This is a genomic window from Kribbella sp. (assembly GCF_035687465.1).
Taxonomy (GTDB): Bacteria; Actinomycetota; Actinomycetes; order Propionibacteriales; family Kribbellaceae; genus Kribbella.
Genome location: NZ_DASRXP010000699.1, coordinates 1 through 25,044 on the forward strand (window position 1 = coordinate 1; position 25,044 = coordinate 25,044).

A 25,044-nucleotide genomic window follows, 5' to 3' on the forward strand; every position below is an offset into this window, starting at 1 on the left:
GTCGGGTAGGCGCTGACGTCTTCGTGGTGGAAGACGGCTTCGTACGCCTCCAGCGTCTCGTCGGACGCCAGCCCGAGCCGCCGCAGTACGGCGGTCGTGAACTGCAACGGCGACGACGGTCCCGCGGTGATGAGATCACCATCGAAGACGGCTCGCTCGTCGACGTAGTACTCGGCGCCCTTGTATCCGCTGGCCGCCAGGTATTCGGGCACGGCACTCGTGTGCCGGCGCTCGTCGAGCAGCCCAGCCCGCGCCAGCCCGAACGTCGCCCCGCAGATCGCCGCAACCGGTACTCCGGCCTCCAGGAACCGCCCCGCGGCCGCCGCGAACGGTTGCCCACCACCGTCATCCCACATCCCGGCACCCGGCAGGATCAGCAGATTGCTGGCGCCCGGCTCGAGGTCCGACAGCAGCAGATCAGGCAGCACCCGCAGCCCGCCCATGCTCGTGACCGGCTCCAGGGTCTCGCCGACCGTGACAACGTCGACCGGCGTCCCCGTGAACCGCCCGGTCCGCAGCTCAACCAGAAGATGCCCGATCTCCCAGTCGGCGTAGGTGTCGTAGATCCCGATGTGTGCGGTGAGATTCATCATGCGCAACACGCTGTCATGTCGACAACATGTTGTCAATAGATAGAGGAGCTGCGAGGCGAGCGGGAGCGGCGTACGGGGTGGAAGTTAAGGTGAGCGCCTTATGTCTGATCTTCGTGATTTTCCTGATCTGTCCTTCTCCGGGGTGCACCACGGGCCGTTGCAACCGGGGGAGTGGATCACGCTGTCGGACCCGAAGGGGCGGCGGCACTCGGTGTTCCTCGAGCGGGGCAAGATCTTCCACACCACCAAGGGCGGGATCGAGCACGACGACCTGATCGACGGGCCGGACGCGGTGACGATCCGGTCGAAGGGCGGGGTGGAGTACCTCGCGCTGCGGCCGTTGATGGCCGACTACTCGGTCTCGATGCCGCGGGGTGCGGCCGTCATCTACCCCAAGGACACCGCGCAGATCGTCACGATGGCCGACATCTTTCCGGGCGCGAAGGTGGTCGAGGCGGGTGCCGGCTCCGGCGCGCTGACCACGGCTCTGCTGCGCGCGGTTGGGATCCACGGAGAGCTCATCTCGTACGAACGGCGCGAGGACTTCGCCGAGGTCGCGCGGAAGAACGTCACCGGATTCTTCGGCGGCGAACACCCGGCCTGGCGGCTGCAGGTCGGAGACCTGGTGGAGTCGCTGGACGAGACCGACGTGGACCGGATCGTGCTGGACATGCTGGCCCCCTGGGAGTGCATAGACGCCGCCGCGGGGGCCCTCGTACCAGGTGGGGTGTTCTGCGCGTACGTCGCCACCACGACCCAGCTGAGCCGGGTTGTGGAGACGCTGAGGGCGCACGGGGAGTTCACCGAGCCACGGGCCTGGGAATCGCTCGTACGGGACTGGCACGTCGAGGGACTGGCCGTCCGGCCCGGGCACCGGATGCAGGGGCACACCGCGTTCCTGGTCACGTCACGCCGGATGGCGCCCGGCGTCAGGGCGCCACTGAAGAAGCGCAGGCCCGCGCCGGGGGCGTACGGCGACGACTATTCCGGCCCACGACGCTCTGATACACCCTCGGACAAGCCCACGGCAACGGAATCATCCGCAACCGACACGTGATGGGATTCAGCTTGCCCGGTGAGGTTTTCTGGGTAAGGTCCATAGGGTCGAGCCCCACATGGTGAGGTGATGATCGTGGCTGGAGACGAGAGCCCTACCGCGGCAGAGCTGCGTAACCAGGTCCGTTACCTGGAAGCCGAGGTCGCAGCGTTGCGGCGTCGGTTGCTGGAGCACCCGGCGGACAGCCGGTCGCTCGAGAGCAGACTGTCCGAAACCCAGGCGTCCTTGGCGAGCGTGACCGCGCAGAACGAGCGGTTGGCGGAAACGTTGCGCGAGGCCCGAGAGAAGATCATCGCCCTCAAAGAAGAGGTCGATCGGCTGGCACAGCCACCGTCCGGATTCGGGACGTTCCTGGGCCGCAACGACGACGACACGCTGGACGTGTTCACCGGGGGCCGCAAGCTCCGGGTCGCGGCCAGCCCCTCCATCGACCTGGACGGGCTCCGGCTCGGCCAGGAACTGATGCTCAACGAGGCACTCAACGTGGTCGAGGCCTGCGACTTCGAGGTCGTCGGCGACGTGGTGATGCTGAAGGAGCTGCTGGCCGACGGCGAGCGGGCGCTGGTGATCGCGCAGGCCGACGAGGAACGGGTCGTCCGGCTCGCCTCGCCGCTGCTCGACATCGCGCTGCGGGCCGGCGACTCGCTGTTGCTGGAACCGCGTTCCGGCTACGTCTACGAGAAGATCCCGAAGTCCGAGGTCGAGGAGCTGATCCTCGAAGAGGTCCCGGACATCGACTACACCCAGATCGGTGGACTGGCCGGCCAGATCGAGCAGATCCGGGACGCGGTCGAGCTGCCGTACCTGCACAAGGACCTGTTCCTGGAGCACGAGCTCAAGCCGCCGAAGGGCGTCCTGCTGTACGGCCCGCCGGGCTGTGGCAAGACGCTGATCGCGAAGGCGGTGGCGAACTCGCTGGCCAAGAAGGTGGCCGAGCGGACCGGGGTGGAGGGGCAGAAGTCGTTCTTCCTCAACATCAAGGGTCCCGAGCTGCTGAACAAGTACGTCGGTGAGACCGAGCGGCACATCCGCCTGGTCTTCCAGCGTGCTCGTGAGAAGGCCTCCGAGGGCATGCCCGTGATCGTGTTCTTCGACGAGATGGACTCGCTGTTCCGCACCCGCGGTTCCGGGGTCTCCTCCGACGTCGAGAACACCATCGTGCCGCAGTTGCTGAGCGAGATCGACGGGGTCGAGGGTCTGGAGAACGTCCTCGTCATCGGTGCCTCGAACCGTGAGGACATGATCGACCCGGCGATCCTGCGGCCGGGCCGGCTGGACGTGAAGATCAAGATCGAGCGGCCGGACGCCGAGTCCGCCCGCGACATCTTCTCGAAGTACCTGACCACGACGCTGCCGTTGCACGCCGACGACCTCGGCGAGTTCGGCGGCGACCGGCGCGAGTGCGTGAACGGGATGATCCAGCGCACGGTCGAGCGGATGTACACCGAGGCCGACGAGAACCGCTTCCTGGAAGTCACCTATGCCAACGGTGACAAGGAGGTCCTGTACTTCAAGGACTTCAACTCGGGCGCGATGATCCAGAACATCGTCGACCGGGCGAAGAAGATGGCGATCAAGGCGTTCCTCGAGGACAACCAGAAGGGCCTGCGGGTGCAGCACCTGCTGCAGGCCTGCGTGGACGAGTTCAAGGAGAACGAGGACCTGCCGAACACGACCAACCCCGACGACTGGGCGCGGATCTCCGGCAAGAAGGGCGAGCGGATCGTCTACATCCGGACGCTCATCTCCGGCAAGCAGGGCACCGAGCCAGGTCGCTCCATCGACACAGCGACCAACACGGGTCAGTACCTGTAGAACCTGTCAACAGCCGCCCTGGTCCGACCCGGACCAGGGCGGCTGTTGCGTTCCCGTACATCGTGCTGACCGGTCGGTCCAGGGGGCTGGCATGCGTCTTGTTGGTGGGGCTAGGTCCCTCATGGGTGGGTAGGGGTTCTCCCGGGTATCTGTGGCCGGTTCGCTGCCGTACCGTCCTTCTATGGCGACGGACGAGATTCGCAAGGACCTGCGTGCTGCAGTGGCGGCGCGGCAGGAGCTTGGCCCGGACTACGAGCCCGAGATCATCGACGCGTTCCTGGAGAAGCTCGACGCCCAAGCCGCTGCCCGGGGACTTGTCCCGGTTGCTCAGCCGCACCAGCAGATGCAGCACATGCCGCAGACTGCGAGCAGGGAAACCGATCCCGGCGGACTCGCACTGGCGATCGTCTCCGTCGGCGCCGGCATCCCGATCACGGCGATCGCCGCCGCCCAGGAGGGCGTCATCGCGATCATCATCTGCTGGGGCGGCCTGGTCGGCATCAACCTGGCCCGCTCCATCGGCCGCTTCGTCGGCCGCCAGTAACACCCGGCCGCAATCACCGGTCCGAGCCGCCGGCCGCGTCACTCGCCCGCAGTCACCGGCCGCAGGCGCGCGCAGGTGGTGTCAGAGGCGGGTGAGGATTGCGGTGATTCCTTCTTCGACGTCTTTCGGGAGGTTGAGGAGGAGGCCGCGGTGGACGCCGTACCAGGGGCCCAGGCGGTGCCAGTCGTGGGCGCGGTGGCGTAGTTCGGGTGTCAGGTTGTAGGTCTGCTCCACACCTTCCGCGAGGGCAGTAGGAGCGTCGTTGAGGAGCCAGCAGAGGTCGACGGCGGGGTCGCCGATCTCGGCGTCGGTCCAGTCGATGATGCCGGTGATCCGGGCGTCGCTGACCAGGACGTGCTCGGGGGCGAGGTCGGAGTGGATCAGGGAGTTCCGGGCGCCGGTGCCTACCTGGTTGAGGAGGTCCGCTGCCGCGGGTTGTGCTGCCGCTGGGAGCAACGGGAGGACCTGGGCTCTGGCCTCGTCGAGGAAGCGGGTTTTGTCGGCTTCCGCGGTTGCTGCGTCCAGTGCGCCGTGTGCGACGGCTTCGGCCGGGTCGACGGCGTGTAGGGCTTGCAGGAAGGTTCCCAGGTCGCGGCCGAGCGCAGTACTGGCGTCGTCTTCGAGAGGATCACCGACGAGCAGGAGATGGCGTACGCCGTACTGCGTGGGCTCGGGGATCGGGACAGGCAACGGGAGTTGCGGGGCGAGCCAGGGGAGTAGCCGGGCTTCCGCGAGCAGGCGCGGGCGGACTGCCTCGCGGCGCGGCTCGCGATGCAACCAGTCGCCGTCCAGCCAGGCTCGGCTGTCCCAGCCGTTGTCGGCGATCGTCACACGAAGCTCCTCACGAGTGGTCCCAGCAGGGCAGTGGTGTCGGGCACGAACGGCCATTCGGGGTCGTCCAGCCGCGCGATCAGGTCCGCCGGGGACATCCAAGCACCCCAGTCGACCTCCTCCGGCTGATGCCGCACAGTGCCGTCCCAGACGCAGGTGTAGAGGTAGGCACGGTAGTTCGTGTACTCGTCGGCGTAGTCGCCTTCCGGCAGCCGGGTCAGCTCGACCCCGGTGATCCCGAGCTCCTCGGCCAGCTCGCGCCCGACCGCGTCGTACGGGTCCTCCCCGGCCGCGACGACGCCGCCGGCCATGAAGTCGTACCTTGCTGGGTACACGTCCTTGGTGGGAGTCCGCCGATGCACATAGATGTCACCCGCCGCGTTGCGCACCAGTACGCCGGTCGCTCCGTGCCGCAGGTTGTCCCGCCGTACCAGCGACCTCGGGGCGGACCCGCACACCTGGCCCTCGGAGTCCAGCAATGCCACGAGTTCGTCCATTTCGGCAGTCTCACACGTGACCCTGTGGACAGTTCAACACCTTTAGTCGGCCGGACCGCGTAGGCTCGATTGCATGAGTGTTCGGCGGATCATGGGGACCGAGACCGAGTTCGGGATCTCGGTGCCTGGCCAGCCCGGGGCCAACCCGATGCTGACCTCGAGCCAGGTGGTGAACGGCTACGCGCAGACGCAGCCGCTCGCGCGCAAGACGCGGTGGGACTTCGACGAGGAGCACCCTTTGCGGGACGCGCGCGGGTTCGACCTGAGCAGGGAAGTGGCCGACTCCAGCCAGCTCACCGACGAGGAGACCGGGCTGGCGAACGTGATCCTCACCAACGGCGCCCGGTTGTACGTCGACCACGCCCACCCGGAGTACTCCGCGCCCGAGTGCACGAATCCGCGCGACGTGGTGGTCTGGGACAAGGCCGGCGAGCTGGTGATCATGGAGGGCGCACGGCAGGCCCGGCAGATCCCGGGGGCGCCGCCGATCAACCTGTACAAGAACAACACCGACAACAAGGGCGCGTCGTACGGGTCGCACGAGAGCTACCTGATGCGCCGGTCCACGCCGTTCGCGTCGATCGTGCGGCACCTGACGCCGTTCTTCGTCAGTCGCCAGGTGGTCACCGGGGCCGGCCGGGTCGGTATCGGCCAGGACGGCAACGCCCATGGGTTTCAGATCAGCCAGCGGTCCGACTACTTCGAGGTCGAGGTCGGTCTCGAGACCACGCTGAAGCGCCCGATCATCAACACCCGCGACGAGCCGCACGCGAACCCGGACCGCTACCGCCGGTTGCACGTGATCATCGGGGACGCGAACCTGTCCGAGATCTCGACGTACCTGAAGGTCGGCACGACGTCGCTGGTGCTGTCGATGATCGAGGACGGCTGGCTGACCGACGATCTGAGCGTGGACCGGCCGGTCACCGCGCTGCACGAGATCAGCCACGACCCGACCTGTACGCACCTGATGACGCTCAAGGACGGCCGCAAGCTGACCGCGGTCCAGTTGCAGGTGGAGTATCTGGAGCAGGCCCGCAAGTACGTCGAGGACAAGTACGGCGACGACGCGGACCGGCAGACCAAGGACGTGCTGCAGCGCTGGGAGCAGGTGCTCGACCAGCTGGCCACGGATCCGATGAAACTGGCCGACCAGCTCGACTGGGTCGCCAAGCTGAAACTGCTGCAGTCCTACCGCGATCGCGACGGTCTCGACTGGGACGACTCCAAGCTGCACCTGGTCGATCTGCAGTACGCCGATCTGCGCCCGGACAAGGGTCTTTACTACAAGTTGGTGAAGTCCGGCCGGATGCAGCGCCTTGTCACCGACGAGGAGATCCGGATGGCCGTCTCGCACCCGCCGACGGACACCCGCGCCTACTTCCGCGGCCGCTGCATGCAGCAGTACGCCGGTCAGGTGGCCGCCGCGTCCTGGGATTCGGTGATCTTCGATCTGCCCGGCAAGGAATCCCTCCAGCGGATCCCGACGTTGGACCCACTGCGTGGTACCAAAGCGCATGTTGGGGCCTTACTCGACCAGTGCGACACCGCGAGTGACCTGGTTCGCACCATCACTGGGGGTGCCGCCGGGTAGGGTCGCATTAGAAGGTCGGTTGGGCGGCTTTCCACTGCGGTTCTAGGAGGTGTGCCATGGCGAAAGACGGCGGGCAGCAGCACAAGCAGCCGAAGCGGTCGACCAGCGAGGAAGAGGTCGACCAGGTCGAGGCGAAGGAAGACGTCGCCGAGCGCAAGGAACGACTCGACGAGGACGTCGACTCGATCCTTGACGAGATCGACGAGGTGCTGGAGGAGAACGCGGAGGAGTTCGTCCGCGGCTTCGTGCAAAAGGGTGGGGAGTGAACCGCTAGATGACATTCGATGCCTCCGGCCGGTTGCCGGAAGCCTTCCTGACCCCAGGTGGCTCGTCCTTCATGGACTTCCTGGCCGGGCACGCGCCCGACCTGTTGCCCGGACGGCGCAACCTGGGGCCGGGTGACCTGTCCAAGGACGTCCCGCACGGGACCACGATCGTCGCCGCCACCTTCGCCGACGGCGTCGTGATGGCCGGCGACCGGCGCGCCACGATGGGCAACATCATCGCCCAGCGGGACATCGAGAAGGTGTTCCCGGCTGACGAGTACTCCGCTGTCGCGTTCGCTGGAACGGCCGGCCTCGGGGTGGAGATGGTGCGGCTGTTCCAGGTCGAGCTGGAGCACTACGAGAAGCTCGAAGGCACCACGCTGAGCCTGGACGGCAAGGCCAACCGGCTGACCGCGCTGATCCGGGGCAACCTCGCGATGGCGATGCAGGGCCTGGCCGTGGTCCCGTTGTTCGCGGGCTACGACCACGACCTCAAGGGTGGACGGATCTTCTCCTACGACCCGACCGGTGGCCGGTACGAGGAGACTTCCTTCTACAGTGTCGGCTCGGGCTCGCTGTTCGCCCGCGGCGCGCTGAAGAAGCTCTACCGGGAGGACCTGACCGCCACCGAGTGTGTGACGGCGACGATCCAGGCCCTGATCGACGCGGCCGACGACGATTCGGCCACCGGTGGGCCCGACATGCAGCGGCGGATCTTCCCGGTGGTCGGGGTGGTCACGGCCGACGGCTACCAGCGGCTGCCCGAGGACGAGGTCGGCGCGATCGTCGACAGGGTGATCGAAGCCCGGCACCAGCGTCCGGACGGCCCGGCCGCCCCTCTCACCTGATCCCCATCGACCGATAGAGGACGACCCTTAGATGAGCGTTCCGTTCTACGTCTCGCCCGAGCAGTTGATGCGGGACCGGGCCGACTTCGCCCGGAAAGGCATCGCCAAAGGCCGCAGTGCGATCGCCTTGCAGTACGCCGACGGCATCCTGTTCGTCGCGGAGAACCGGTCTCCGGCGCTGCACAAGGTGGCCGAGATCTACGACCGGATGGCCTTCGCCGCAGTCGGCCGGTACAACGAGTTCGAGAACCTGCGGATCGCCGGCGTCCGGCTGGCGGATATGCGGGGGTACTCCTACGACCGGCGTGACGTGACCGGCCGGGCACTGGCGAACGCCTATGCCCAGACCCTCGGTGCGATCTTCTCCTCCGGCGGCGAGAAGCCGCTCGAGGTGGAGATCCTGGTCGCCGAGGTCGGCAGCAGTACGGCCGAGGACCAGATCTACCGGCTCACCTACGACGGTTCGATCGCCGACGTCCAGGGGTACGCCGTGATGGGCGGCCCGGCCGAGCAGGTGGCCGACTACATCGGTGAGCACTACCAGGAGGGCATCTCGCTGGCCGGTGCGCTCCGGCTGGCGGTGGACGCGCTCGGGCACGACAGCAGCGAGGTTCGTCAGCTCGAGCCGAATCAGATCGAGGTCGCCGTACTGGACCGAACCCGGACGCAGGTGCGTAAGTTCAAGCGGATCTCCGAAGAGACCCTGGCCCGCATCCTGTCCGAGTCCAGGCCTGACGTCACCCCGACAGAGCCCGCGCCTCACACCGAGCCGTCCGAAACGGTGGATGGCGGCTCGTACGAGAGCGACTCCGCGGACGACGCCCCGGTCGCCCCGCCGGACGACGACGCACCGATCGCGCCGCCCGAGGACCCGGACGACAACCGCCCACTGTGACCCAGCCCGACCAACGTTCGCCCGCCGCCGGACGTGGTCCGGCGGCGGACGACGTTGTTGTCCGTCCAGCTGATCCGGAGCCGTGGGTGGTGGTGGAGGAGAAGCCGGGGTTCGACGGGTTTCTCACCGTCCGGCTGCGCCGGTACCGGTTGCCGGATGGGCGGGAGGTCGACTGGGATGTGTTCAGCCCGGCCTTGAACGCGGGCGTCCGGGCCGGCGTCACGGTCCTGCCGCTGACACCCGAGGGCACCATCGTCACGGTCCGGATGTTTCGCGCGGGGCCCGATGTGGTGGTCACGAACCTGCCGGGCGGGCTGATCGATCCGGGCGAGGAACCAGCCGCTGCCGGCCGGCGCGAACTCGAAGAGGAGACGGGGTACACCTGCGAGTCGATCGAGGTCGTCGGCTGGCAATGGGAAGGGGCATCGTCGGTCTACCGCAAGTACCTCGCGATCGCCCGCGGCTGTCGGCCGGACGGTCAGCAGTCGCTCGACGAGTACGAGGACTGCGTGCCGGTCGAACTCACGGTCGACCAGTTCCGCGCCGAACTCCGCACCCCCGGCGCGATGACCGGCATCGACTCCGCCTACGCGACCCTCGACCACGCCGGCCTCCTCTGAATCCTTTTCGTCGACGCCCGAAGGACTGCGCATGACCGCCAAGTTGATGATCGGCACCGATCTCGCAGCTGAAATGGTTGCCAGAGCGGCCGAGCGGGCCACCAAGCTGCAGGACGAAACCGGCGTACAGCCTTGTCTGGCGACCGTTCTGGTGGGGGATGACCCTGCGTCGGCGACCTACGTGCGGATGAAGCAGAGCAGGAGCAAGAAGGCGGGGATCGGTTCGCGCAGCGTCGTACTTCCGGCTGAGACGACGACCGAAGAGCTGGTGGGGGAGTTGACCAGGCTGTCGGACGATCCGACTGTGCACGGGATCCTGCTGCAGCACCCGGTACCGGCGCAGATCGACGAGCGCGCCGCCTTCGAGGCGATCGACCCGGGCAAGGATGTCGACGGGGTCACGATGCACGCGTTCGCCGCGATGGCCTTCGGCGAACCCGGATTCCGCTCCTGCACTCCCGGCGGGATCATGCGCCTGCTCGCCGCGTACGACGTACCGGTGGCCGGCGCGCACGCAGTCGTGATCGGGCGCAGTCCGATTCTCGGGAAGCCCGTCGGGATGTTGCTGCTGGCATCGAACGCGACGGTGACCTTCACCCACTCGAAGACCCAGGATCTGCCCGCGATCGTGCGGCAGGCGGACATCGTGGTCGCGGCCGTCGGGAAGCCGAACTTCGTCCGCGGCCGCTGGCTGAACCGGGCGTGGTGGTGATCGATGCCGGATACAACGAAGGCAATGTCGGTGACGTCGACTTTGAGGAGGCGGCCCAGGTGGCGAGCCTGCTGACCCCGGTTCCCGGTGGCGTCGGCCCGATGACGATCGCCTTGCTGCTGGAGCAGACGGTGGACGCTGCCGAGGCTCTCGCCTCGGCACCAGGGGTCGTGGCGTAGGCAGAATGCGAGACGCTGCGACAGTCCCGGGCGGTTCTGGCCTAGGGTTGAGGTAGGCAAGAAGTGACTCGGTGCGGGCGGCAGGAGCCCGGCGGGCGCGGCTAGCAAGGAGGCAGGCGCTGTGGCGGTACGGGCGATCCGGGGTGCCACCCAGCTCGAGGCGGATGAGCGGGAGCACTTGCTCGAGCGGACGGCCGAGCTGGTCCGGGCGGTGCTGGAGGCGAACGACCTCGGCTCCGAGGATCTGATCAGCATCCTCTTCACGGTCACGCCGGACCTGCATTCGGAGTTCCCGGCGGTGGCGGGCCGGCAGATCGGGCTGACCGATGTGCCGCTGATGTGCATGCAGGAGATCGACGTACCGCATGCGCTGCCGCGGGTGGTCCGGATGATGCTGCACGCGGATTCACCGCAGTCCCGGGAGAAGATCCAGCACGTCTACCTCCACGGTGCCGTCAAGCTCCGCCCGGATCTCACAGGCGCCCAGTGACCAGCCAGTCGATGAGGCTGGTGGTGGGTCGATGACCGAACTGCGTGGTCCGGTGCGGATCGTCGGGACCGGGCTGATCGGGACGTCGATCGGTCTGGCGCTGACCCGGCTCGGCGTGGTCGTCGAACTCGTCGACGCCGATCCGGAGACTGCGCTGATGGCCGAGCGGATCGGCGCCGGCTCGCGGCTGGTCCAGGTGGAGCCACAGCTCGTGGTGGTCGCCGTACCGCCTGATCATGTCGGGGCGGTGATCGCCGAGCAGCTCCGGCTGACCGACGCGATCGTCACCGACGCGGCGAGCGTCAAGTCGAAACCCCTCGCGGATGCGGCCGCCTTGACCGACGACCTGGCCAGGTACGTCGGCAGCCACCCGATGGCCGGCTCCGAGCGGAGCGGCCCGTTGGCCGGCCGCGCGGATCTCTTCGAGGGCGCGACCTGGGCGATCACGCCGCACGAGAAGAGCTCTCCTGACGCGGTCGAGCTGGTCCGCAGGCTGGCTGAAGCGGCTGGCGCGCGCACGGTCGAACTGTCCGTGGAGGACCACGACCTCGCGGTGGCCCGGGTGTCGCACCTGCCTCATCTGATGTCGGCGCTCGCGGCCGGGACGCTGGTGGACGCACCGAGCTCGCACCTCGAGCTGTCCGGCCAGGGCGTCCGTGATGTGACCAGGATCGCGGCCGGTGATCCCCGGCTGTGGACCCAGATCGTGTCCGCCAACTCGGGGGCGCTGACCGGACTGCTGGAGCAGATCCGGGGCGAGCTGGACCGGGTACTGGTTGCCCTAGGCAAGGAAGAGGCCGGCGAGGAGCTAACCTCGATTCTCGGCCAGGGCGTCTCCGGGGCTGTCCGGGTGCCGGGCAAACACGGTGCCCCGCACATCGATCTCGTCACGATCCTGGTCACCATCCCCGACCGGCCGGGCCAGTTGGCCCGGTTGTTCGCCGACGCCGCCGCGTCCGGCGCGAACGTCGAGGATCTGCGGATCGACCACAGTCCCGGCCGCCCGGTCGGTGAGGTCGAACTGGCCGTCAAGCCCGGCTCGGTGGACCAGTTGGTCGGGGTACTGACCGAGCGTGGCTGGGCCGTGCACCGGTAACCTCGGGCCATGATCATCGCTGTTGACGGCCCGAGCGGTTCCGGCAAGTCGAGCACGGCCCGCGGGGTCGCGACCAGGCTGGGCCTGCAGTACCTCGACACCGGCGCGATGTACCGGGCGGTCACTTGGTCCGCGCTGGAGCACGGCATCGACCTCGATGACACCGAGGCGGTCGCCGCGCGCTCTCGTGACCTCGACCTGTCCATCAGCACCGACCCCGGGCGCGGCCGGTTCGTCGCCGACGGCACCGATGTGACCGAGGCGATCCGCGATCCGCGGATCAGCGCCGTGGTCAGCAAGATCGCCACCAACCTGGACGTCCGCGCCGAGCTGAGGCGCCGGCAGCGCGCCATCATCGACGATGCCCAGCCGACCGGTGGCATCGTCGTCGAGGGCCGGGACATCGCGACCGTGGTCGCCACCGACGCCGAACTCAAGGTGCTGCTGACCGCGGACACTGACGCACGGATGTCCCGGCGCAAGGCCGAACTGGCCGAGGGAGCCGTGACCGCCGAGCAGTTGCGGGACCAGATCGTCCGGCGCGACGCCGACGACTCGACCGTCTCGCAGTTCCAGGTCGCCTCCGACGGTGCGGTCGAGATCGACTCGACCCACTTGTCGCTCGACGAGGTCATCGATGTGGTCTGCCGGCTGGCCAAAGAGGCCGATGCCGTCGCCCGGGACCGGGAGTCATGAGCGGCGGCCCGACTCGCCATCGAGAGCTGCCGCGGACGGATGATCTGCGGCCCGTGCCCTACCGGCTCGGCCAGAGCATGCAGTGGGCCGTGCGGATCTACCTGGGCCGCCGGTTCGACATCCATTTGCACGACTCGCAGCTGATTCCCGCGACCGGACCGGTGATCCTGGCGCCGAACCACCTCGGCATCCTGGACGGGCCGCTGCTCGGCGCGGTCGCCCCGCGAATGGTGCATGCGGTCGGCAAGATCGAGGCCTTCGGCGGCATCCAGGGCTTCCTGCTGCGGCGGTTCGGCCAGATCTCCATCGACCGCTCGATCGTCGACAGCCGCTCGATCCGTACGGCGATCCGGACCCTGCGCGACGGCCGGGTGATCAGCGTCTATCCGGAGGGTTCGCGGGGAGCGGGTGACTTTGCCCAGATCCGGCCCGGAGTGGCCTATCTGGCCATGGTCACCGGCGCCCCGGTGGTCCCGGTCGCGCTGCTCGGCACCAGGCAGCCAGGGGGCAGTATCGACGCCCATCCACCGCGCGGAACCCGGGTCGACGTGGTATTCGGCGAACCGTTCGCCGTGGACCCCGTATCCTTTCCCCGGAGGCAGTCCGAAGTACACGCGGTTGCCGTCGAGATCGGCGAGGTTCTGCGGGCGCACGTCCGGAAGGCCGTCGTTGCCACCGGTAACCCCCTTCCGGGGATGCCAGAAGAGAAGGAATCTCATGAGTGACCTGCCCACCGGCTACGGCGATGGCTTCGCCGAGGCGTCCCACGAGCGCGAGGACACCGGCCCCACGCCGGTGCTGGCGATCGTCGGCCGGCCGAACGTCGGCAAGTCGACGCTGGTGAACCGGATCATCGGCCGCCGCGAGGCAGTGGTCGAGGACACCCCGGGTGTCACCCGGGACCGGGTCCCGTACGACGCGAACTGGGCCGGGCGCGAGTTCACCGTGGTCGACACCGGTGGCTGGGACCCCGACGCGGTCGGGATGGCCGCTCTGGTCGCCGCCCAGGCGGAGGTGGCGATCAACGCCGCCGACGCCGTGTTGTTCGTCGTGGACGCGACTGTCGGGATCACGGACGCCGACGAGGCCGTAGTACGAGTGTTGCGCAAGTCCGGCAAGCCGGTCGTGCTGGCCGCCAACAAGGTGGACGACCAGCGGGTCGAGGCCGAGGCGATGAACCTCTGGAGCCTCGGTATCGGTGAGCCGTTCCCGATCTCCGCGATGCACGGCCGGGGTACCGGCGACATGCTGGACGCGGTCCTGGCCGCGCTGCCGGAAGCGCCCCGCGAGCGGGACGCCCAGACCGGTGGACCGCGCCGGGTCGCGATCGTCGGCAAGCCGAACGTGGGCAAGTCCTCGCTGCTGAACAAGGTGGCCAAAGAGGACCGCGTCGTCGTCAGCGAAGTCTCCGGGACGACGGTCGACCCCGTCGACGAGCTGATCACCCTGGGCGGCCAGCCCTGGCGGTTCATCGACACCGCCGGCATCCGTCGCAAGGTCAAGAACGTGCAGGGCCACGAGTACTACGCCAGCCTCCGCACCAACAGCGCGATCGAGCGCGCCGAGGTGGTCGTGGTGGTGATCGACGCGTCCGAGCCGATGACCGAGCAGGACCTGCGGATCATGAACACGGTCGAGGAGGCCGGCAAGGCGCTGGTGATCGCGTACAACAAGTGGGACCTGGTCGACGAGGACCGGCGCTACTACCTGGAGCGCGAGATCGACCGCGACCTGGTGCAGTTCCGCTGGGCGCCGCGGGTGAACATCAGCGCGATGACCGGGCGGCACATGGAGAAGCTGGTACCGGCGATCGAGACGGCGCTGGACGGCTGGCAGACCCGCGTCCCGACGGGCCAGCTGAACGCGTTCCTCGGGCGGCTGGTGGCGGCACACCCGCACCCGGTCCGCAGCGGCAAGCAACCGAAGATCCTGTTCGGCACCCAGGCGACGACGATGCCGCCGACCTTCGCGATCTTCACCTCCGCGCCGATGGAACCGTCCTACCAACGCTTCATCGAACGCCGCCTCCGCGAGGACTTCGGCTTCACCGGAAGCCCCGTCCACGTGTCGATCAGACCCCGTCAAAAGAAGCTCAAAAGATGAGGTAGGGTTTACTCCGGTCGCCTTCACGGGCGACCGTTCGGGCTGTGGCCTAGCCTGGTAAGGCGCTTGTCTGGGGGACAAGAGATCCCGAGTTCAAATCTCGGCAGCCCGACCAAAAGAGGGGCACCGATTCTGTCGGTGCCCCTCTTTACGTTTGTCCCCATGACCGCGACACGGGGGCGTCCACGCAGGTGGACCGATGAGCAACTCACCGATGCGATCGCGAGTCAGCGATCCTGGCACGGAGTGCTGCGAGCACTCGGCTTCGCCGCTACCTCAGGCAACGCGCTGCGCACCGTCAAACGGGTGGCGCAGGAGTTGGAGCTCGACACGTCGCACTTCACCGGACAGCGACGGTGGACGGATTCCCAACTACGGCAAGCGATCCTGCAGGCGGCTACCTGGGCCGATGTCCTGCGGGCGCTGGACCGGAGCGACAACAGTGAGATGCGCCGGATGGTGAAGGCTCACTCGGTGCGGCTTGGCCTGGATGCCAGCCATTTGCTGCCCGACACCTCCGATGAGGAGCCAGGCGACGATGCGTTCACCTCGGGCGCGCAGCGGCAGATGCTGCGTGTTGCGGCCCCATCGATCGCTGCCGCGTGGTTCACCCTGCGTGGGATGTCGGTCGCCGCGCCGATCGAGCCAGAGGTCTACGACCTGTTGGTGACCATGGACGAAGGCATCCAGCGGGTGCAGGTGAAGAGCACAACGCGCCGGACGGCGAGCGGGTCCTGGACAGTCGAGGTCGGCCGCCGACCGTACACGCTCGACAAGTCCGCGGGGAAGGCTCCCTACGACCCTGAGGAGCTGGACATCTTCTTCATCGTGGACGGTCTCGGGCGGATCTTCGTGATTCCCAGCAGAGTGCTGGCGGGGCGGGTTGCCATCACCATCGACAGCTACGCGGAGTACTGCGTCGGCGATGCGTCGAGTCTGCTGGGGTGAGGTGGAGACGTCGCTTGATTGCGCTGTAATGATGTAATCAGGAGGCGGCGTGATGATGGATGATGATGTGCTGGATGCGTACTCGCGGGTGGTCTCGGGAGTGGCGGAGCACCTGATTCCGCGGGTGGCGAGCCTGCGGGTGCAGGGGAGGCGGGGAGACTCGTCGGGGTCGGCTGTGGTGTTGACCGGGGACGGGCATTTGCTGACGAACGCGCATGTGGTCGGCGACGGGAGCAGCGCGACCGCTGAGTTCGCCGACGGGACGGCGGCGCAGGCGCGGCTGGTCGGGGTGGACCGGCTTTCGGACTTGGCGGTACTACGCGCCGACCGGCAGATCCCGGATCCGCCGGAGTACGGCGATGCAGATCGGCTCAAGGTCGGGAACCTCGTGGTTGCCGTGGGCAATCCACTCGGTCTGGCGGGCAGCGTCACGGCGGGCGTGGTGAGCGCTCTCGGGCGGTCTCTGCCGGTGCGGTCGGGGTCGGCGAACAGGATCATCGAGGACGTGATCCAGACGGACGCAGCACTGAACCCGGGCAACTCCGGGGGAGCACTTGCCGACGGCAACGGGCGGGTGATCGGGATCAACACTGCTGTGGCAGGGATCGGCCTCGGCCTGGCGGTTCCGATGAACCCGACCACGCGGCGGATCATCTACTCGCTGCTGCACGACGGCAGGGTGCGGCGTGCCTACCTCGGACTCGTCACCACGCCGGCACCACTTCGCCCGCAACTCGCCGAACGCTTCGACCAGCGGTCGGCACTGCGAGTCGTCGAGGTGATCCAAGGCAGCCCCGCGGCCGACGCAGGTCTCTGCACAGGCGACCTGGTCCTCGCCGTCGACGGAACCCCGCTGCGGGACGCGCAGTCGCTCCAACGCCAACTCTTCGCCGACGCCATCGGCCGCCGCACCGAAATCACCGCCATCCGCAACGGCGCCCTGGTCGACGTAGTAGCCCACCCCGCCGAACTACCCGACTAACCCGGCCCGCCGGGTCGCCGGGCAGAGCTGGGCCCGCCGTCTGGCTGATCTAACCGGCTGGCGGCGCCTGACGGGCCAACCGCGGCAGGCCTTCCTGCGGGGCTGGGCTCGGCCCGCCTTCCCCGCCGAACTAACCGACTAACCCCGCCCGCCGGGCTGACCGCGGCCGCCTTCCTACGCGCTGACCTCGGCCCGCCTTCCGCCGCACTAACCGACTAAGCGCGCGCGTAGGAGTACTGCGGTGCCGGGTTGGAGGGGGGCTCCCGGGAAGGTGAAGTCGCGGGTGATCTCTTCGAAGCCCAGGCTCTGGTGGAGGTCTTGGATTGCGAGGTTGGCGATGTTGGCGAAGTACCAGATGGTGTCGGCGCGATCGGCGGTCCAGCGCATCCGGTCGCGGGTGAGGAGTTCGCCGATGCCGTGGCGGCGCCAGCCGGGGGCGACGATGAGTCCGATCAGGTAGTAGCCGGTCGGCGCTGTGCTCGGTGGGTGCTCGGGGGAGAGTTCGTGGTGGATCACTCCGCCGTAGCCGACCACCTCGGTTCCCGAGACGGCGGCCGCGACGTAGCTCTCCGGGTTCTCGAGATCAGCTTGTAAGCGCGATCTCCGTTCCTCCACGTCGCCGCCGGCCCGGGAAACGATCAGCCGCGCGCAAGCGGTGAGTTCCTCAGGGAGCGCTTCCCGCACGGAGATCGCCGTGCTCAGCCCTCGCCGTGATTCCTCTGGCTGGTAGTCCGCAAAACCCATCACGGGGCCACAGCTTAGGCGGCGCTGCACCGCGGGGCGCATAGGATCACGCGACCGGACCCGAAGGGGGAGTAGTGGACGAGCGGGTTGCACTGGCGGGCGAGTTGTACAAGAAGTCCATCTTCGCGGGAGACGGGGAGGCGTTGGCGGCCGCGGATCGGCTCTTGGACGCGGCCGAGGCGGAGCTGCTGATCGCTCGAGGGCGGATCTTGCACGGGCGGTTCCTGGCGGAACGCCAGGAGAACCCGGGCTTGCAGGCCCGCGACAGCTCGTCCCGCGGGGAGTCGCTGTTGTTCGAGCGGGCGCTCGAGCTCTTCAGGTCGCTCGGGGAAGAGGGCGGCGAGGTCGAGGCGCTGTTCTGGATCGGCTGCTTCCACCAGGTGGTTCGTGGGGACAACGACGCGGCGGTCCCGGTTCTACTGCAGGCCCGCGAGTTGGCGGTGAAGGTCGACGACAAGGTGACGCTCTCGGACATTCTTCGCCATCTGGGCATTGCCGAGCATAGTGCCGGGCGCCTGGACGAAGGACGTGCATTGCTCGAGGAGTCGACCGAGATCCGCCGCACACTAGGCCTGCAGGCGGGCGCCGCGGCCAACCTGGTCGGCTTGATCTACATCGCCCGCGCCCAGGGTCGCGATCACGACGCAAGAACCCTCGCCATCGAAGGTAGAGCCCTAGCCAAATCAGCAGGCGCCACAACAATCCTCACCCAGCTAGACCAAGCCGCCGCCGAACTCTGAGCCTTACCAGCCGCGGGAGCGCCATTCCGGCAGGCTCGGGCGTTCGGTGCCGAGGGTGGTGTCGGCGCCGTGGCCGGGGTAGACCCAGGTTTCGTCGGGGAGGCGGGCGAAGAGTTGCGTCTCGACGTCGTTGATCAGGGACTCGAAGTTCTTCGCGTCGCCGCGGGTGTTGCCGACGCCGCCCGGGAAGAGCGAGTCGCCGGTGAAGAGGTGCGGTGGGCCGGTCGGGTCGTCGTACAGGAGGGCTATCGAGCCAGGGGTGTGCCCCTTCAGGTGGATGACCTGGAGGGTGAGTTCGCCGACCTGAACGGTGTCGCCGTCGTCGACCATGACGTCGGTCGGTACGTCGATGCCCTCGGCATCGAACCGGCCCGCCACAGTGGTCGCGCCGGTCTTGGCGACGACCTCCGCGAGCGCCTGCCAGTGGTCGCCGTGCCGGTGGGTGGTGATCACCTGGCCGATGCCGCCGGCGCCGATCACGTTCAGCAGGGTGTGCGCGTCGTTGGCGGCGTCGATCAGCACCTGCTCATCAGTGAGCCGGCAGCGCAGCAGGTAGGCGTTGTTGTTCATCGGCCCCACGGCGACCTTGGTGATCATCAGCTTGGCCAGCTCGTGCGTCTGCGCCGACCCACCGACGTGGACGTTGCCGTTGTACTCCGTCATGCGCTCTCCCATGAAGATCAACCCCAGGCCGGCGGAACCGGCAGTGTGCCGTCGGTGGTCAGTGTGCTTCCGTCGGTCCGGCCGAGCACCCAGCCCAGCAGCGCCGCGCTGCTGCCAGTGACGATCCTTGCACCGGTCGGGCGCGGAGGCGACGACCAGCCTGTGTCGGAGCTCTCCAGCACAACCTGTACGTCGTCCGGCCACCGGGTTGTCACGTACGTCAGCAGGACGTCACGTGACTCAGCCGGAAGGTCGTCGAACGTGTACCCGAGGTCCAGGTCGACGTGGTGCACCTCCAGCTCGTTCAGCCTCGCTACCACGATGTTGGTCGCGCTCCGGACGATCCCACTCGGCCAGCCCACCTCCGCCCGCCAAGCCGAGGCAGGGAGGTCCTCGAACCGCTCCAGCAGCCGCGCATCCGCCGCAGCGATGTCCTCAGCCTGTACTGCGACCGGCCGCGCGGCACCTGCCTCGATGTCGGCCTCACGTGCCTCCGCCGAGACGTACATCGGCTTGCGAACGCCGCTGAGAGCCCAGTCGCACAGGTTCACCAGGGCGTCCGCGTTCCGCGCCAGGTGGCTCAGCACGTGCCCGCGGGACCACCCGGGCAAGGCGGACGGGCGCAGTACGTCGTCATCCGTGAGCTGAGTCACTGTCTCAAGCAAGCGCTGCTGGGCGGCCGGCAACTCAGCCAGCAGCCTCCTGGTTTCCTCCGGTGCGCCCATGCTCTGAGACTAAGCCCAGCAGACTCACTCACGGCGTCGCGCTCGATGCGCTCCCCATCGGCACGGTCCGTGTCCGGTCGGTGACATGGTGCGATCGACGGCGCGCACAGGGAGTGTGATCGGTCCACCCGGGGTGACGAGGAAGTTTTTGTCGGAGGGTCTCGTTAGCATGGTCGGGCACGTCCCCGGAGCGGGTCCGGAGCCCTCGATCGGGGTACCGGACCGCCGCCTGAACCCCTCGAGAACGGCTGAGAGTGAGCTTGTGTCTGATCGTCTGATCGTGCGTGGCGCACGTGAGCACAACCTGAAGGACGTCTCGCTCGACCTGCCGCGCGACGCCATGATCGTCTTCACCGGTCTGTCCGGGTCCGGCAAGTCCAGCCTGGCCTTCGACACGATCTTCGCCGAGGGCCAGCGGCGGTACGTCGAGTCGCTGTCGGCGTATGCCCGCCAGTTCCTCGGCCAGATGGACAAACCGGACGTCGACTTCATCGAGGGCCTGTCCCCGGCCGTCTCGATCGACCAGAAGTCCACCTCGAAGAACCCGCGCTCGACCGTCGGCACCATTACCGAGGTCTACGACTACCTCCGGCTGCTGTTCGCCCGGGCCGGCCGCCCGCACTGCCCCGAGTGCGGTGAGCCGATCAGCAAGCAGACCCCGCAGCAGATCGTCGACCGGGTGCTCGAGCTGGACCAGGGCACCCGTTTCCAGGTGCTCGCGCCGGTCGTCCGCGGCCGCAAGGGGGAGTACCTCGACCTGTTCCGGCAGCTGACTGGTCAGGGCTTCGCGCGCGCCCGGGTGGACGGCGAGACGATCCAGCTGACCGAGCCGCCGAAGCTGGACAAGCAGAAGAAGCACACCATCGACGTGGTAGTCGACCGACTCTCGGTCAAGGGTTCCGCGAAGCAGCGGCTGACCGACTCGGTCGAGACCGCGCTCGGCCTGGCCGGTGGCATCCTCACGCTGGACTTCGTCGACCTGCCGGAGGACGACCCGCGCCGCGAGCGCCGGTTCTCCGAGAAGCTCGCCTGCCCGAACGACCACCCCCTGGCGATCGACGAGCTGGAACCACGGTCCTTCTCGTTCAACTCGCCGTACGGTGCCTGCCCGGTCTGCTCGGGACTCGGCACCCGGATGGAGGTCGACCCGGAGCTGCTGGTCCCGGACCCGTCGAAGTCTCTCGACGAGGGCGCGATCCAGCCGTGGGCGGGGGCGAACGTCACGCAGTACTTCGAGCGGCTGCTCGGGGCGCTGGCCAAGGAGCTGAAGATCAAGACGAGCACGCCGTTCGGCGAGCTGCCGGCGAAGGCGAAGCAGTCGCTGCTGACCGGGCACGACCGGCAGGTGCACGTCTCGTACAAGAACCGGTACGGCCGCGAGCGCTCGTACTACACCACCTTCGAAGGCGTCATCCCGTACGTCGAGCGCCGACACGCGGAGGCGTCGAGCGACACCAGCCGGGACCGGTTCGAGGGCTACATGCGCGAGGTCCCGTGCCTGGCCTGCAACGGCGCCCGGCTGAAGCCGATCTCGCTCGCGGTCACGATGGGCGGCAAGAACATCGCCGAGATCAGCGCGATGTCGATCGACGAGGTGCACGGCTTCCTCGCCCAGATGGAGTTGAGCCCGCGGGAGAAGCAGATCGCCGAGCGGGTGGTCAAGGAGATCGGCGAGCGGCTGCGGTTCCTGCTGGACGTCGGTCTGGACTACCTGGCGCTGAACCGTCCGGCGGGCTCGCTGTCCGGCGGCGAGGCACAGCGGATCCGGCTCGCCACACAGATCGGCTCGGGCCTGGTCGGCGTGCTGTATGTGCTGGACGAGCCGTCGATCGGGCTGCACCAGCGGGACAACCGGCGCCTGATCGACACCCTGGTCCGGTTGAAGAACCTGGGCAACACGCTGATCGTGGTCGAGCACGACGAGGACACCATCGACCACGCCGACTGGGTGGTCGACATCGGCCCCGGCGCGGGGGAGCACGGTGGCCAGGTCGTCGTGTCCGGCACGGTCGAGGACCTGCGGAACCACCCGGACTCGATCACCGGTGCCTACATCTCGGGCCGCCGGGAGATCCCGATCCCGCCGGTCCGGCGGCCGCTGACCGAGGGCCGCGAGCTGACCGTCTACGGCGCGCGCGAGCACAACCTGCAGGACATCGACGTGACGATCCCGCTCGGGGTCTTCGTCGCGGTCACCGGGGTGTCGGGCTCGGGCAAGTCGACGCTGGTGAACGACATCCTCTACACCTCGCTGGCGCGACAGATCTACGGTGCGCGGACGATTCCCGGCCGGCACAAGACGATCACCGGTATGGAGCACGTCGACAAGGTGATCCACGTCGACCAGTCGCCGATCGGCCGGACCCCGAGGTCGAACCCGGCGACGTACACGGGTGTCTGGGACCACGTCCGCAAGCTGTTCGCGGAGACGCCGGAGGCGAAGGTCCGCGGGTACCAGCAGGGCCGGTTCTCGTTCAACGTCAAGGGCGGGCGCTGCGAGGCCTGTTCGGGTGACGGCACGCTGAAGATCGAGATGAACTTCCTGCCGGACGTCTATGTGCCGTGCGAGGTGTGCCACGGCGCCCGGTACAACCGGGAGACCCTCGAGGTGCACTACAAGGGCAAGACGGTCGCGGACATCCTGGACATGCCGATCGAGGAGGCAGCGGAGTTCTTCGCCGCGATCCCGGCGATCTCCCGGCACCTGACCACGCTGAACGAGGTGGGTCTGGGCTATGTCCGGCTCGGGCAGCCCGCGCCGACCCTGTCCGGTGGTGAGGCGCAGCGCGTCAAGCTGGCCTCCGAGCTGCAGAAGCGTTCCACCGGCCGGACCGTCTACGTGCTGGACGAGCCGACCACGGGTCTGCACTTCGAGGACATCCGCAAGCTGCTGGGCGTGCTCGGCAGCCTCGTTGACAAGGGCAACTCGGTGCTGGTGATCGAGCACAACCTCGACGTGATCAAGACCGCGGACTGGATCGTCGACCTCGGACCGGACGGCGGCCGTCGCGGCGGCACCTTGGTTGCCGAGGGCACCCCGGAGGACGTGGCGAAGAACCCGGCTTCCTACACGGGCGAGTTCCTGGCCGAGATCCTGGCCGGGCGGGCCGCCAAGCCGAGCGCGAAGAAGCTCGCCGCGGCGGCGAAGTCCGGCACCACGACCACCGCTCGCAAGACCGCCGCCAAGGCGCCGAACGGCGCGGTGAAGAAGGTGGTCGCCAAGAAGACGCCGGAGAAGAAGGCCCCAGCCAGGAAGGCGGCGGCCAAACGGGCGGCCGGATAACTCCCGACCCTCTCTGGATGCTCGCGAACCCGCGAGCGTCTAGATTAGGCCCGTTCAGGACAGTGGAGCGAAGGGGAGCCTGTGTCGCGGCAGTACGACAGCCAGCTGATCGAGTCGGTGGCAGTGCGCCGTCGGAGGTTGCGGGAGGCATGGCTCTTCGGTGCGGCACGGTCGCGGAACACGCTCGACGAGGGCGTGATCAAGCTTTTCGCCAGCGCGGCGGTCGCAGCCGTGGTCTGCGCCGGCTGCGTCGGCTACTCGTTCGTGAAACATTCTCAGAACAAGGGTGACGGCGCACCCGTTTCGCCCAGCCCGACCGTGTCCACGCCGGTGACGGAGACCCCGTCGGGCACACCGTCGATCCCGGTGTCGGGCACGCCATCGATCCCGGTGACGGGCACACCGTCGTACCCGGTGACCGCACCCAGCCCGAGCAGGTCCTGACCAACAGGGAACCGGGAGCGACCCCGGCCACGTCTATGGTGAGGACGTCGGCAGCAGCATCATCACTTCGGAGGGACGCAGCAGTGAGCGGACAGCGTTGGAGCATGGGTCAGGACACCCTGAGCACCCTGAGCAAGAAGACCGGCACGAACACGTCGGACCTCGGCGGCCTGGTGAAGCGTCTCGCCGCGGCGGCCCAGCCGCTGGAGGGCAAGATCCAGGGAGGCGGCCACGCTGCCTTCATGAGCTTCAAGGGCCGGGTGGACAAGATCGCCGGAGACCTGAATGCGGGTCTTGCTGCGATCGCCCAGGGACAGAGTGGCATGGACCGAGCCACCTCGACCGCTATGGCCGATATGGCCCAGGCCGCCAAGAAGAGCGAAGGCGCGGCGAACTTCGACGGCGCCAAGTTCAACAAGCGCTGAGACAAGGAGTAGATCGATGGCAGGTCGTAACGGATATGACAGCGGGGCCAGCGGCGACACGCAGACGGCGATCACGAGCCTGTCCAGCCAGATCGAGTCGCTGATCTCGCAGCACCAGGCGAACGTCCGGGCGATGCGCACGGATGCCACGATGACCAAGGTGATGGACGACTACGGCGCGGTGGAGGCCAAGTTCAACGCCGCCGCCGCCGAGGTCCAAACGATCATCAAGTCGTTGGCGGACACGCTGAAGCAGTTCGACGGCGTGGCGGACACGGCCTTCACCCAGGCCTCGCAGGCCGTGAACAACATCGGGAACACCTGAGTTTCACCGCACCACCGGGTCGGACGGCCGGCGCGCGATGCAGCGCGTTGGTCGCGACCTGTGCCGCCGGCTCGGCGGCGGACGAATCGGGCATACGTTGAGCCCTGCACGGGGGCGTCGAGAGGTGGATCATGACCAAGTGGACTGTTGAGGCAGCCGCCGCGATGGACAGCCTGAAAGGCCTCCAGTCGCAGGCAGGCGGGTTCGAGGCCATCGGCACCAAACTCAGCAACGGCCTGACGACGGCCGCCGAGCAGGCCTCGATGAGCGGCAAGGGCGGCCCGATCGGCGTCGCCATCGGCGAGTTCGTGGACAAGTGGAAAGACTCGCTGCCGGGCATGGTCAAGCACACCGGCGACGTCCTGCTGGGCACGTCCAAGGCCCTCACGGCGCTCGCGAACGGTCACGAGCAGATGGCGTTGATCGCCCAGCGCGGTATCCAGCGCACCGAAGGAGTCAGCCCGCGGGACGTGATCCGCCAGGCCGCTGCCTCCGCCGCCCCTAAGACGCCGCAGAACAAAGCGGTCTGACCGAGGACGACGCCAATGATCAAGCCCGAAGGCATCCCGAAGTTCCTCGGTGACCTGGCGAAGGTTAGCCAGGCCGCGAATGATCTGTCTGCTGTTGGTGGGGAGATCATTTCGATTGCGAAGGGTCTGGAGACGACCTTCCGGAATGGCATGACGGCGCATTACACCGACGGTCCGGAGAAGTATCTCCTGGTCGATGCGATGTTGCCGGTGAAGACCGAGGGTGACTTGTTCGGTACCGAGTTGCCGAAGGTCGCGAGCGCACTCCACACCTTTGTGGCCGAGGTGCAGGCGAACGTCGACAAGCTGAACGGTGTCAAGGGTCGTGCGGAGGCGTTCATCCGCAAGGTCGGCACTGACGAGGATGAGATCGACGATAACGAGGACTGGGTCAAGGAA

Annotated in this window: 28 protein-coding genes, 1 tRNA gene and 1 pseudogene; 24 read left to right on the plus strand and 6 right to left on the minus strand. The window is 67.8% G+C overall.

Features of this window, described 5'->3' with window-relative positions; genetic code table 11:
* A partial coding sequence (locus tag VFG33_RS37855) for a DJ-1/PfpI family protein (protein ID WP_325057849.1) occupies positions 1–593 on the minus strand: 593 nt, incomplete at its 3' end.
* A 100-nt stretch (positions 594–693) separates the two neighbouring features.
* On the opposite strand from VFG33_RS37855, the gene VFG33_RS37860 reads away from it, so the two are divergent.
* From VFG33_RS37860 to VFG33_RS37870, 3 genes are all read left to right on the plus strand, one after another.
* Positions 694–1,650: a tRNA (adenine-N1)-methyltransferase gene (locus VFG33_RS37860; protein ID WP_325057850.1), complete on the plus strand. Its 957-nt coding sequence runs from the start codon at positions 694–696 to the stop codon at positions 1,648–1,650.
* A gap of 69 nt (positions 1,651–1,719) precedes the next feature.
* On the plus strand, positions 1,720–3,465 hold the full coding sequence (gene arc, locus VFG33_RS37865) for a proteasome ATPase (protein WP_325057851.1): 1,746 nt from the start codon (positions 1,720–1,722) through the stop codon (positions 3,463–3,465).
* Between the two features lie 181 nt (positions 3,466–3,646).
* A complete protein-coding gene (locus VFG33_RS37870; RefSeq protein WP_325057852.1) occupies positions 3,647–4,009 on the plus strand; it encodes a hypothetical protein in 363 nt (120 codons plus the stop codon).
* An 81-nt stretch (positions 4,010–4,090) separates the two neighbouring features.
* On the opposite strand, the gene VFG33_RS37875 is transcribed toward VFG33_RS37870, so the two are convergent.
* Positions 4,091–4,840, minus strand: coding sequence for a phosphotransferase (locus VFG33_RS37875; protein ID WP_325057853.1), 750 nt, complete (start codon positions 4,838–4,840; stop codon positions 4,091–4,093).
* Positions 4,837–5,337, minus strand: coding sequence for an NUDIX hydrolase (locus VFG33_RS37880; protein ID WP_325057854.1), 501 nt, complete (start codon positions 5,335–5,337; stop codon positions 4,837–4,839). Before VFG33_RS37880 ends, VFG33_RS37875 begins: the two co-directional genes overlap by 4 nt.
* A gap of 73 nt (positions 5,338–5,410) precedes the next feature.
* On the opposite strand from VFG33_RS37880, the gene dop reads away from it, so the two are divergent.
* The 14 genes and pseudogenes from dop (at position 5,411) to VFG33_RS37950 (ending at position 16,766) form a co-directional block, all read left to right on the plus strand.
* A complete protein-coding gene (dop, locus tag VFG33_RS37885; protein ID WP_325057855.1) occupies positions 5,411–6,931 on the plus strand; it encodes a depupylase/deamidase Dop in 1,521 nt (506 codons plus the stop codon).
* A gap of 56 nt (positions 6,932–6,987) precedes the next feature.
* Positions 6,988–7,197, plus strand: coding sequence for a ubiquitin-like protein Pup (locus VFG33_RS37890; protein WP_325057856.1), 210 nt, complete (start codon positions 6,988–6,990; stop codon positions 7,195–7,197).
* Positions 7,198–7,205: 8 nt separating this feature from the next.
* On the plus strand, positions 7,206–8,045 hold the full coding sequence (prcB, locus tag VFG33_RS37895) for a proteasome subunit beta (protein WP_325057857.1): 840 nt from the start codon (positions 7,206–7,208) through the stop codon (positions 8,043–8,045).
* Between the two features lie 31 nt (positions 8,046–8,076).
* Complete coding sequence (gene prcA / locus VFG33_RS37900) at positions 8,077–8,940, plus strand: proteasome subunit alpha (protein ID WP_325057858.1); 864 nt, start codon at positions 8,077–8,079, stop codon at positions 8,938–8,940.
* Complete coding sequence (locus VFG33_RS37905) at positions 8,937–9,560, plus strand: NUDIX hydrolase (protein WP_325057859.1); 624 nt, start codon at positions 8,937–8,939, stop codon at positions 9,558–9,560. The genes prcA and VFG33_RS37905 overlap by 4 nt, the downstream gene beginning before the upstream one ends.
* A gap of 73 nt (positions 9,561–9,633) precedes the next feature.
* Positions 9,634–10,451 (plus strand): annotated as a pseudogene (locus VFG33_RS37910) (bifunctional 5,10-methylenetetrahydrofolate dehydrogenase/5,10-methenyltetrahydrofolate cyclohydrolase).
* 121 nt (positions 10,452–10,572) lie between these two features.
* Positions 10,573–10,941: a chorismate mutase gene (gene aroH, locus VFG33_RS37915; RefSeq protein ID WP_325057860.1), complete on the plus strand. Its 369-nt coding sequence runs from the start codon at positions 10,573–10,575 to the stop codon at positions 10,939–10,941.
* 31 nt (positions 10,942–10,972) lie between these two features.
* Positions 10,973–12,037 carry a prephenate dehydrogenase gene (locus VFG33_RS37920; RefSeq protein ID WP_325057861.1) on the plus strand — a complete coding sequence of 355 codons (1,065 nt, stop codon included), beginning with the start codon at positions 10,973–10,975 and terminating at the stop codon, positions 12,035–12,037.
* A 9-nt stretch (positions 12,038–12,046) separates the two neighbouring features.
* Complete coding sequence (gene cmk, locus VFG33_RS37925) at positions 12,047–12,733, plus strand: (d)CMP kinase (protein ID WP_325057862.1); 687 nt, start codon at positions 12,047–12,049, stop codon at positions 12,731–12,733.
* Positions 12,730–13,458 (plus strand): lysophospholipid acyltransferase family protein, encoded by a 729-nt coding sequence (locus tag VFG33_RS37930; protein ID WP_325057863.1) that lies wholly within the window; start codon positions 12,730–12,732, stop codon positions 13,456–13,458. Before cmk ends, VFG33_RS37930 begins: the two co-directional genes overlap by 4 nt.
* Positions 13,451–14,836, plus strand: coding sequence for a ribosome biogenesis GTPase Der (gene der / locus VFG33_RS37935; RefSeq protein WP_325057864.1), 1,386 nt, complete (start codon positions 13,451–13,453; stop codon positions 14,834–14,836). The genes VFG33_RS37930 and der overlap by 8 nt, the downstream gene beginning before the upstream one ends.
* A gap of 38 nt (positions 14,837–14,874) precedes the next feature.
* Positions 14,875–14,951 (plus strand) — tRNA-Pro (locus tag VFG33_RS37940).
* 47 nt (positions 14,952–14,998) lie between these two features.
* Complete coding sequence (locus VFG33_RS37945) at positions 14,999–15,784, plus strand: group I intron-associated PD-(D/E)XK endonuclease (protein WP_325057865.1); 786 nt, start codon at positions 14,999–15,001, stop codon at positions 15,782–15,784.
* 52 nt (positions 15,785–15,836) lie between these two features.
* Complete coding sequence (locus tag VFG33_RS37950; RefSeq protein ID WP_325057866.1) at positions 15,837–16,766, plus strand: S1C family serine protease; 930 nt, start codon at positions 15,837–15,839, stop codon at positions 16,764–16,766.
* Between the two features lie 207 nt (positions 16,767–16,973).
* Here VFG33_RS37950 and VFG33_RS37955 read toward each other — a convergent pair whose 3' ends face one another.
* Positions 16,974–17,510 (minus strand): GNAT family N-acetyltransferase, encoded by a 537-nt coding sequence (locus tag VFG33_RS37955; RefSeq protein ID WP_325057876.1) that lies wholly within the window; start codon positions 17,508–17,510, stop codon positions 16,974–16,976.
* Between the two features lie 74 nt (positions 17,511–17,584).
* On the opposite strand from VFG33_RS37955, the gene VFG33_RS37960 reads away from it, so the two are divergent.
* Positions 17,585–18,250, plus strand: a complete 666-nt coding sequence (locus VFG33_RS37960) for a tetratricopeptide repeat protein (protein ID WP_325057867.1) — start codon at positions 17,585–17,587, stop codon at positions 18,248–18,250.
* A gap of 3 nt (positions 18,251–18,253) precedes the next feature.
* On the opposite strand, the gene VFG33_RS37965 is transcribed toward VFG33_RS37960, so the two are convergent.
* Positions 18,254–18,913 carry an MBL fold metallo-hydrolase gene (locus tag VFG33_RS37965; protein ID WP_325057868.1) on the minus strand — a complete coding sequence of 220 codons (660 nt, stop codon included), beginning with the start codon at positions 18,911–18,913 and terminating at the stop codon, positions 18,254–18,256.
* A gap of 17 nt (positions 18,914–18,930) precedes the next feature.
* Positions 18,931–19,638, minus strand: coding sequence for a maleylpyruvate isomerase family mycothiol-dependent enzyme (locus VFG33_RS37970; protein WP_325057869.1), 708 nt, complete (start codon positions 19,636–19,638; stop codon positions 18,931–18,933).
* 262 nt (positions 19,639–19,900) lie between these two features.
* Here VFG33_RS37970 and uvrA point away from each other — a divergent pair, with 262 nt between their 5' ends.
* The 6 genes from uvrA to VFG33_RS38000 form a co-directional block, all read left to right on the plus strand.
* Positions 19,901–22,921 carry an excinuclease ABC subunit UvrA gene (uvrA, locus tag VFG33_RS37975; protein WP_325057870.1) on the plus strand — a complete coding sequence of 1,007 codons (3,021 nt, stop codon included), beginning with the start codon at positions 19,901–19,903 and terminating at the stop codon, positions 22,919–22,921.
* Between the two features lie 81 nt (positions 22,922–23,002).
* On the plus strand, positions 23,003–23,365 hold the full coding sequence (locus VFG33_RS37980) for a hypothetical protein (RefSeq protein WP_325057871.1): 363 nt from the start codon (positions 23,003–23,005) through the stop codon (positions 23,363–23,365).
* 104 nt (positions 23,366–23,469) lie between these two features.
* A complete protein-coding gene (locus VFG33_RS37985; protein ID WP_325057872.1) occupies positions 23,470–23,790 on the plus strand; it encodes a hypothetical protein in 321 nt (106 codons plus the stop codon).
* 16 nt (positions 23,791–23,806) lie between these two features.
* A complete protein-coding gene (locus VFG33_RS37990; protein WP_325057873.1) occupies positions 23,807–24,115 on the plus strand; it encodes a hypothetical protein in 309 nt (102 codons plus the stop codon).
* Positions 24,116–24,246: 131 nt separating this feature from the next.
* On the plus strand, positions 24,247–24,645 hold the full coding sequence (locus VFG33_RS37995; RefSeq protein WP_325057874.1) for a DUF6507 family protein: 399 nt from the start codon (positions 24,247–24,249) through the stop codon (positions 24,643–24,645).
* A 15-nt stretch (positions 24,646–24,660) separates the two neighbouring features.
* Positions 24,661–25,044, plus strand: a 384-nt coding sequence (locus VFG33_RS38000; RefSeq protein WP_325057875.1) for a hypothetical protein, incomplete at its 3' end; no start/stop codon positions are given.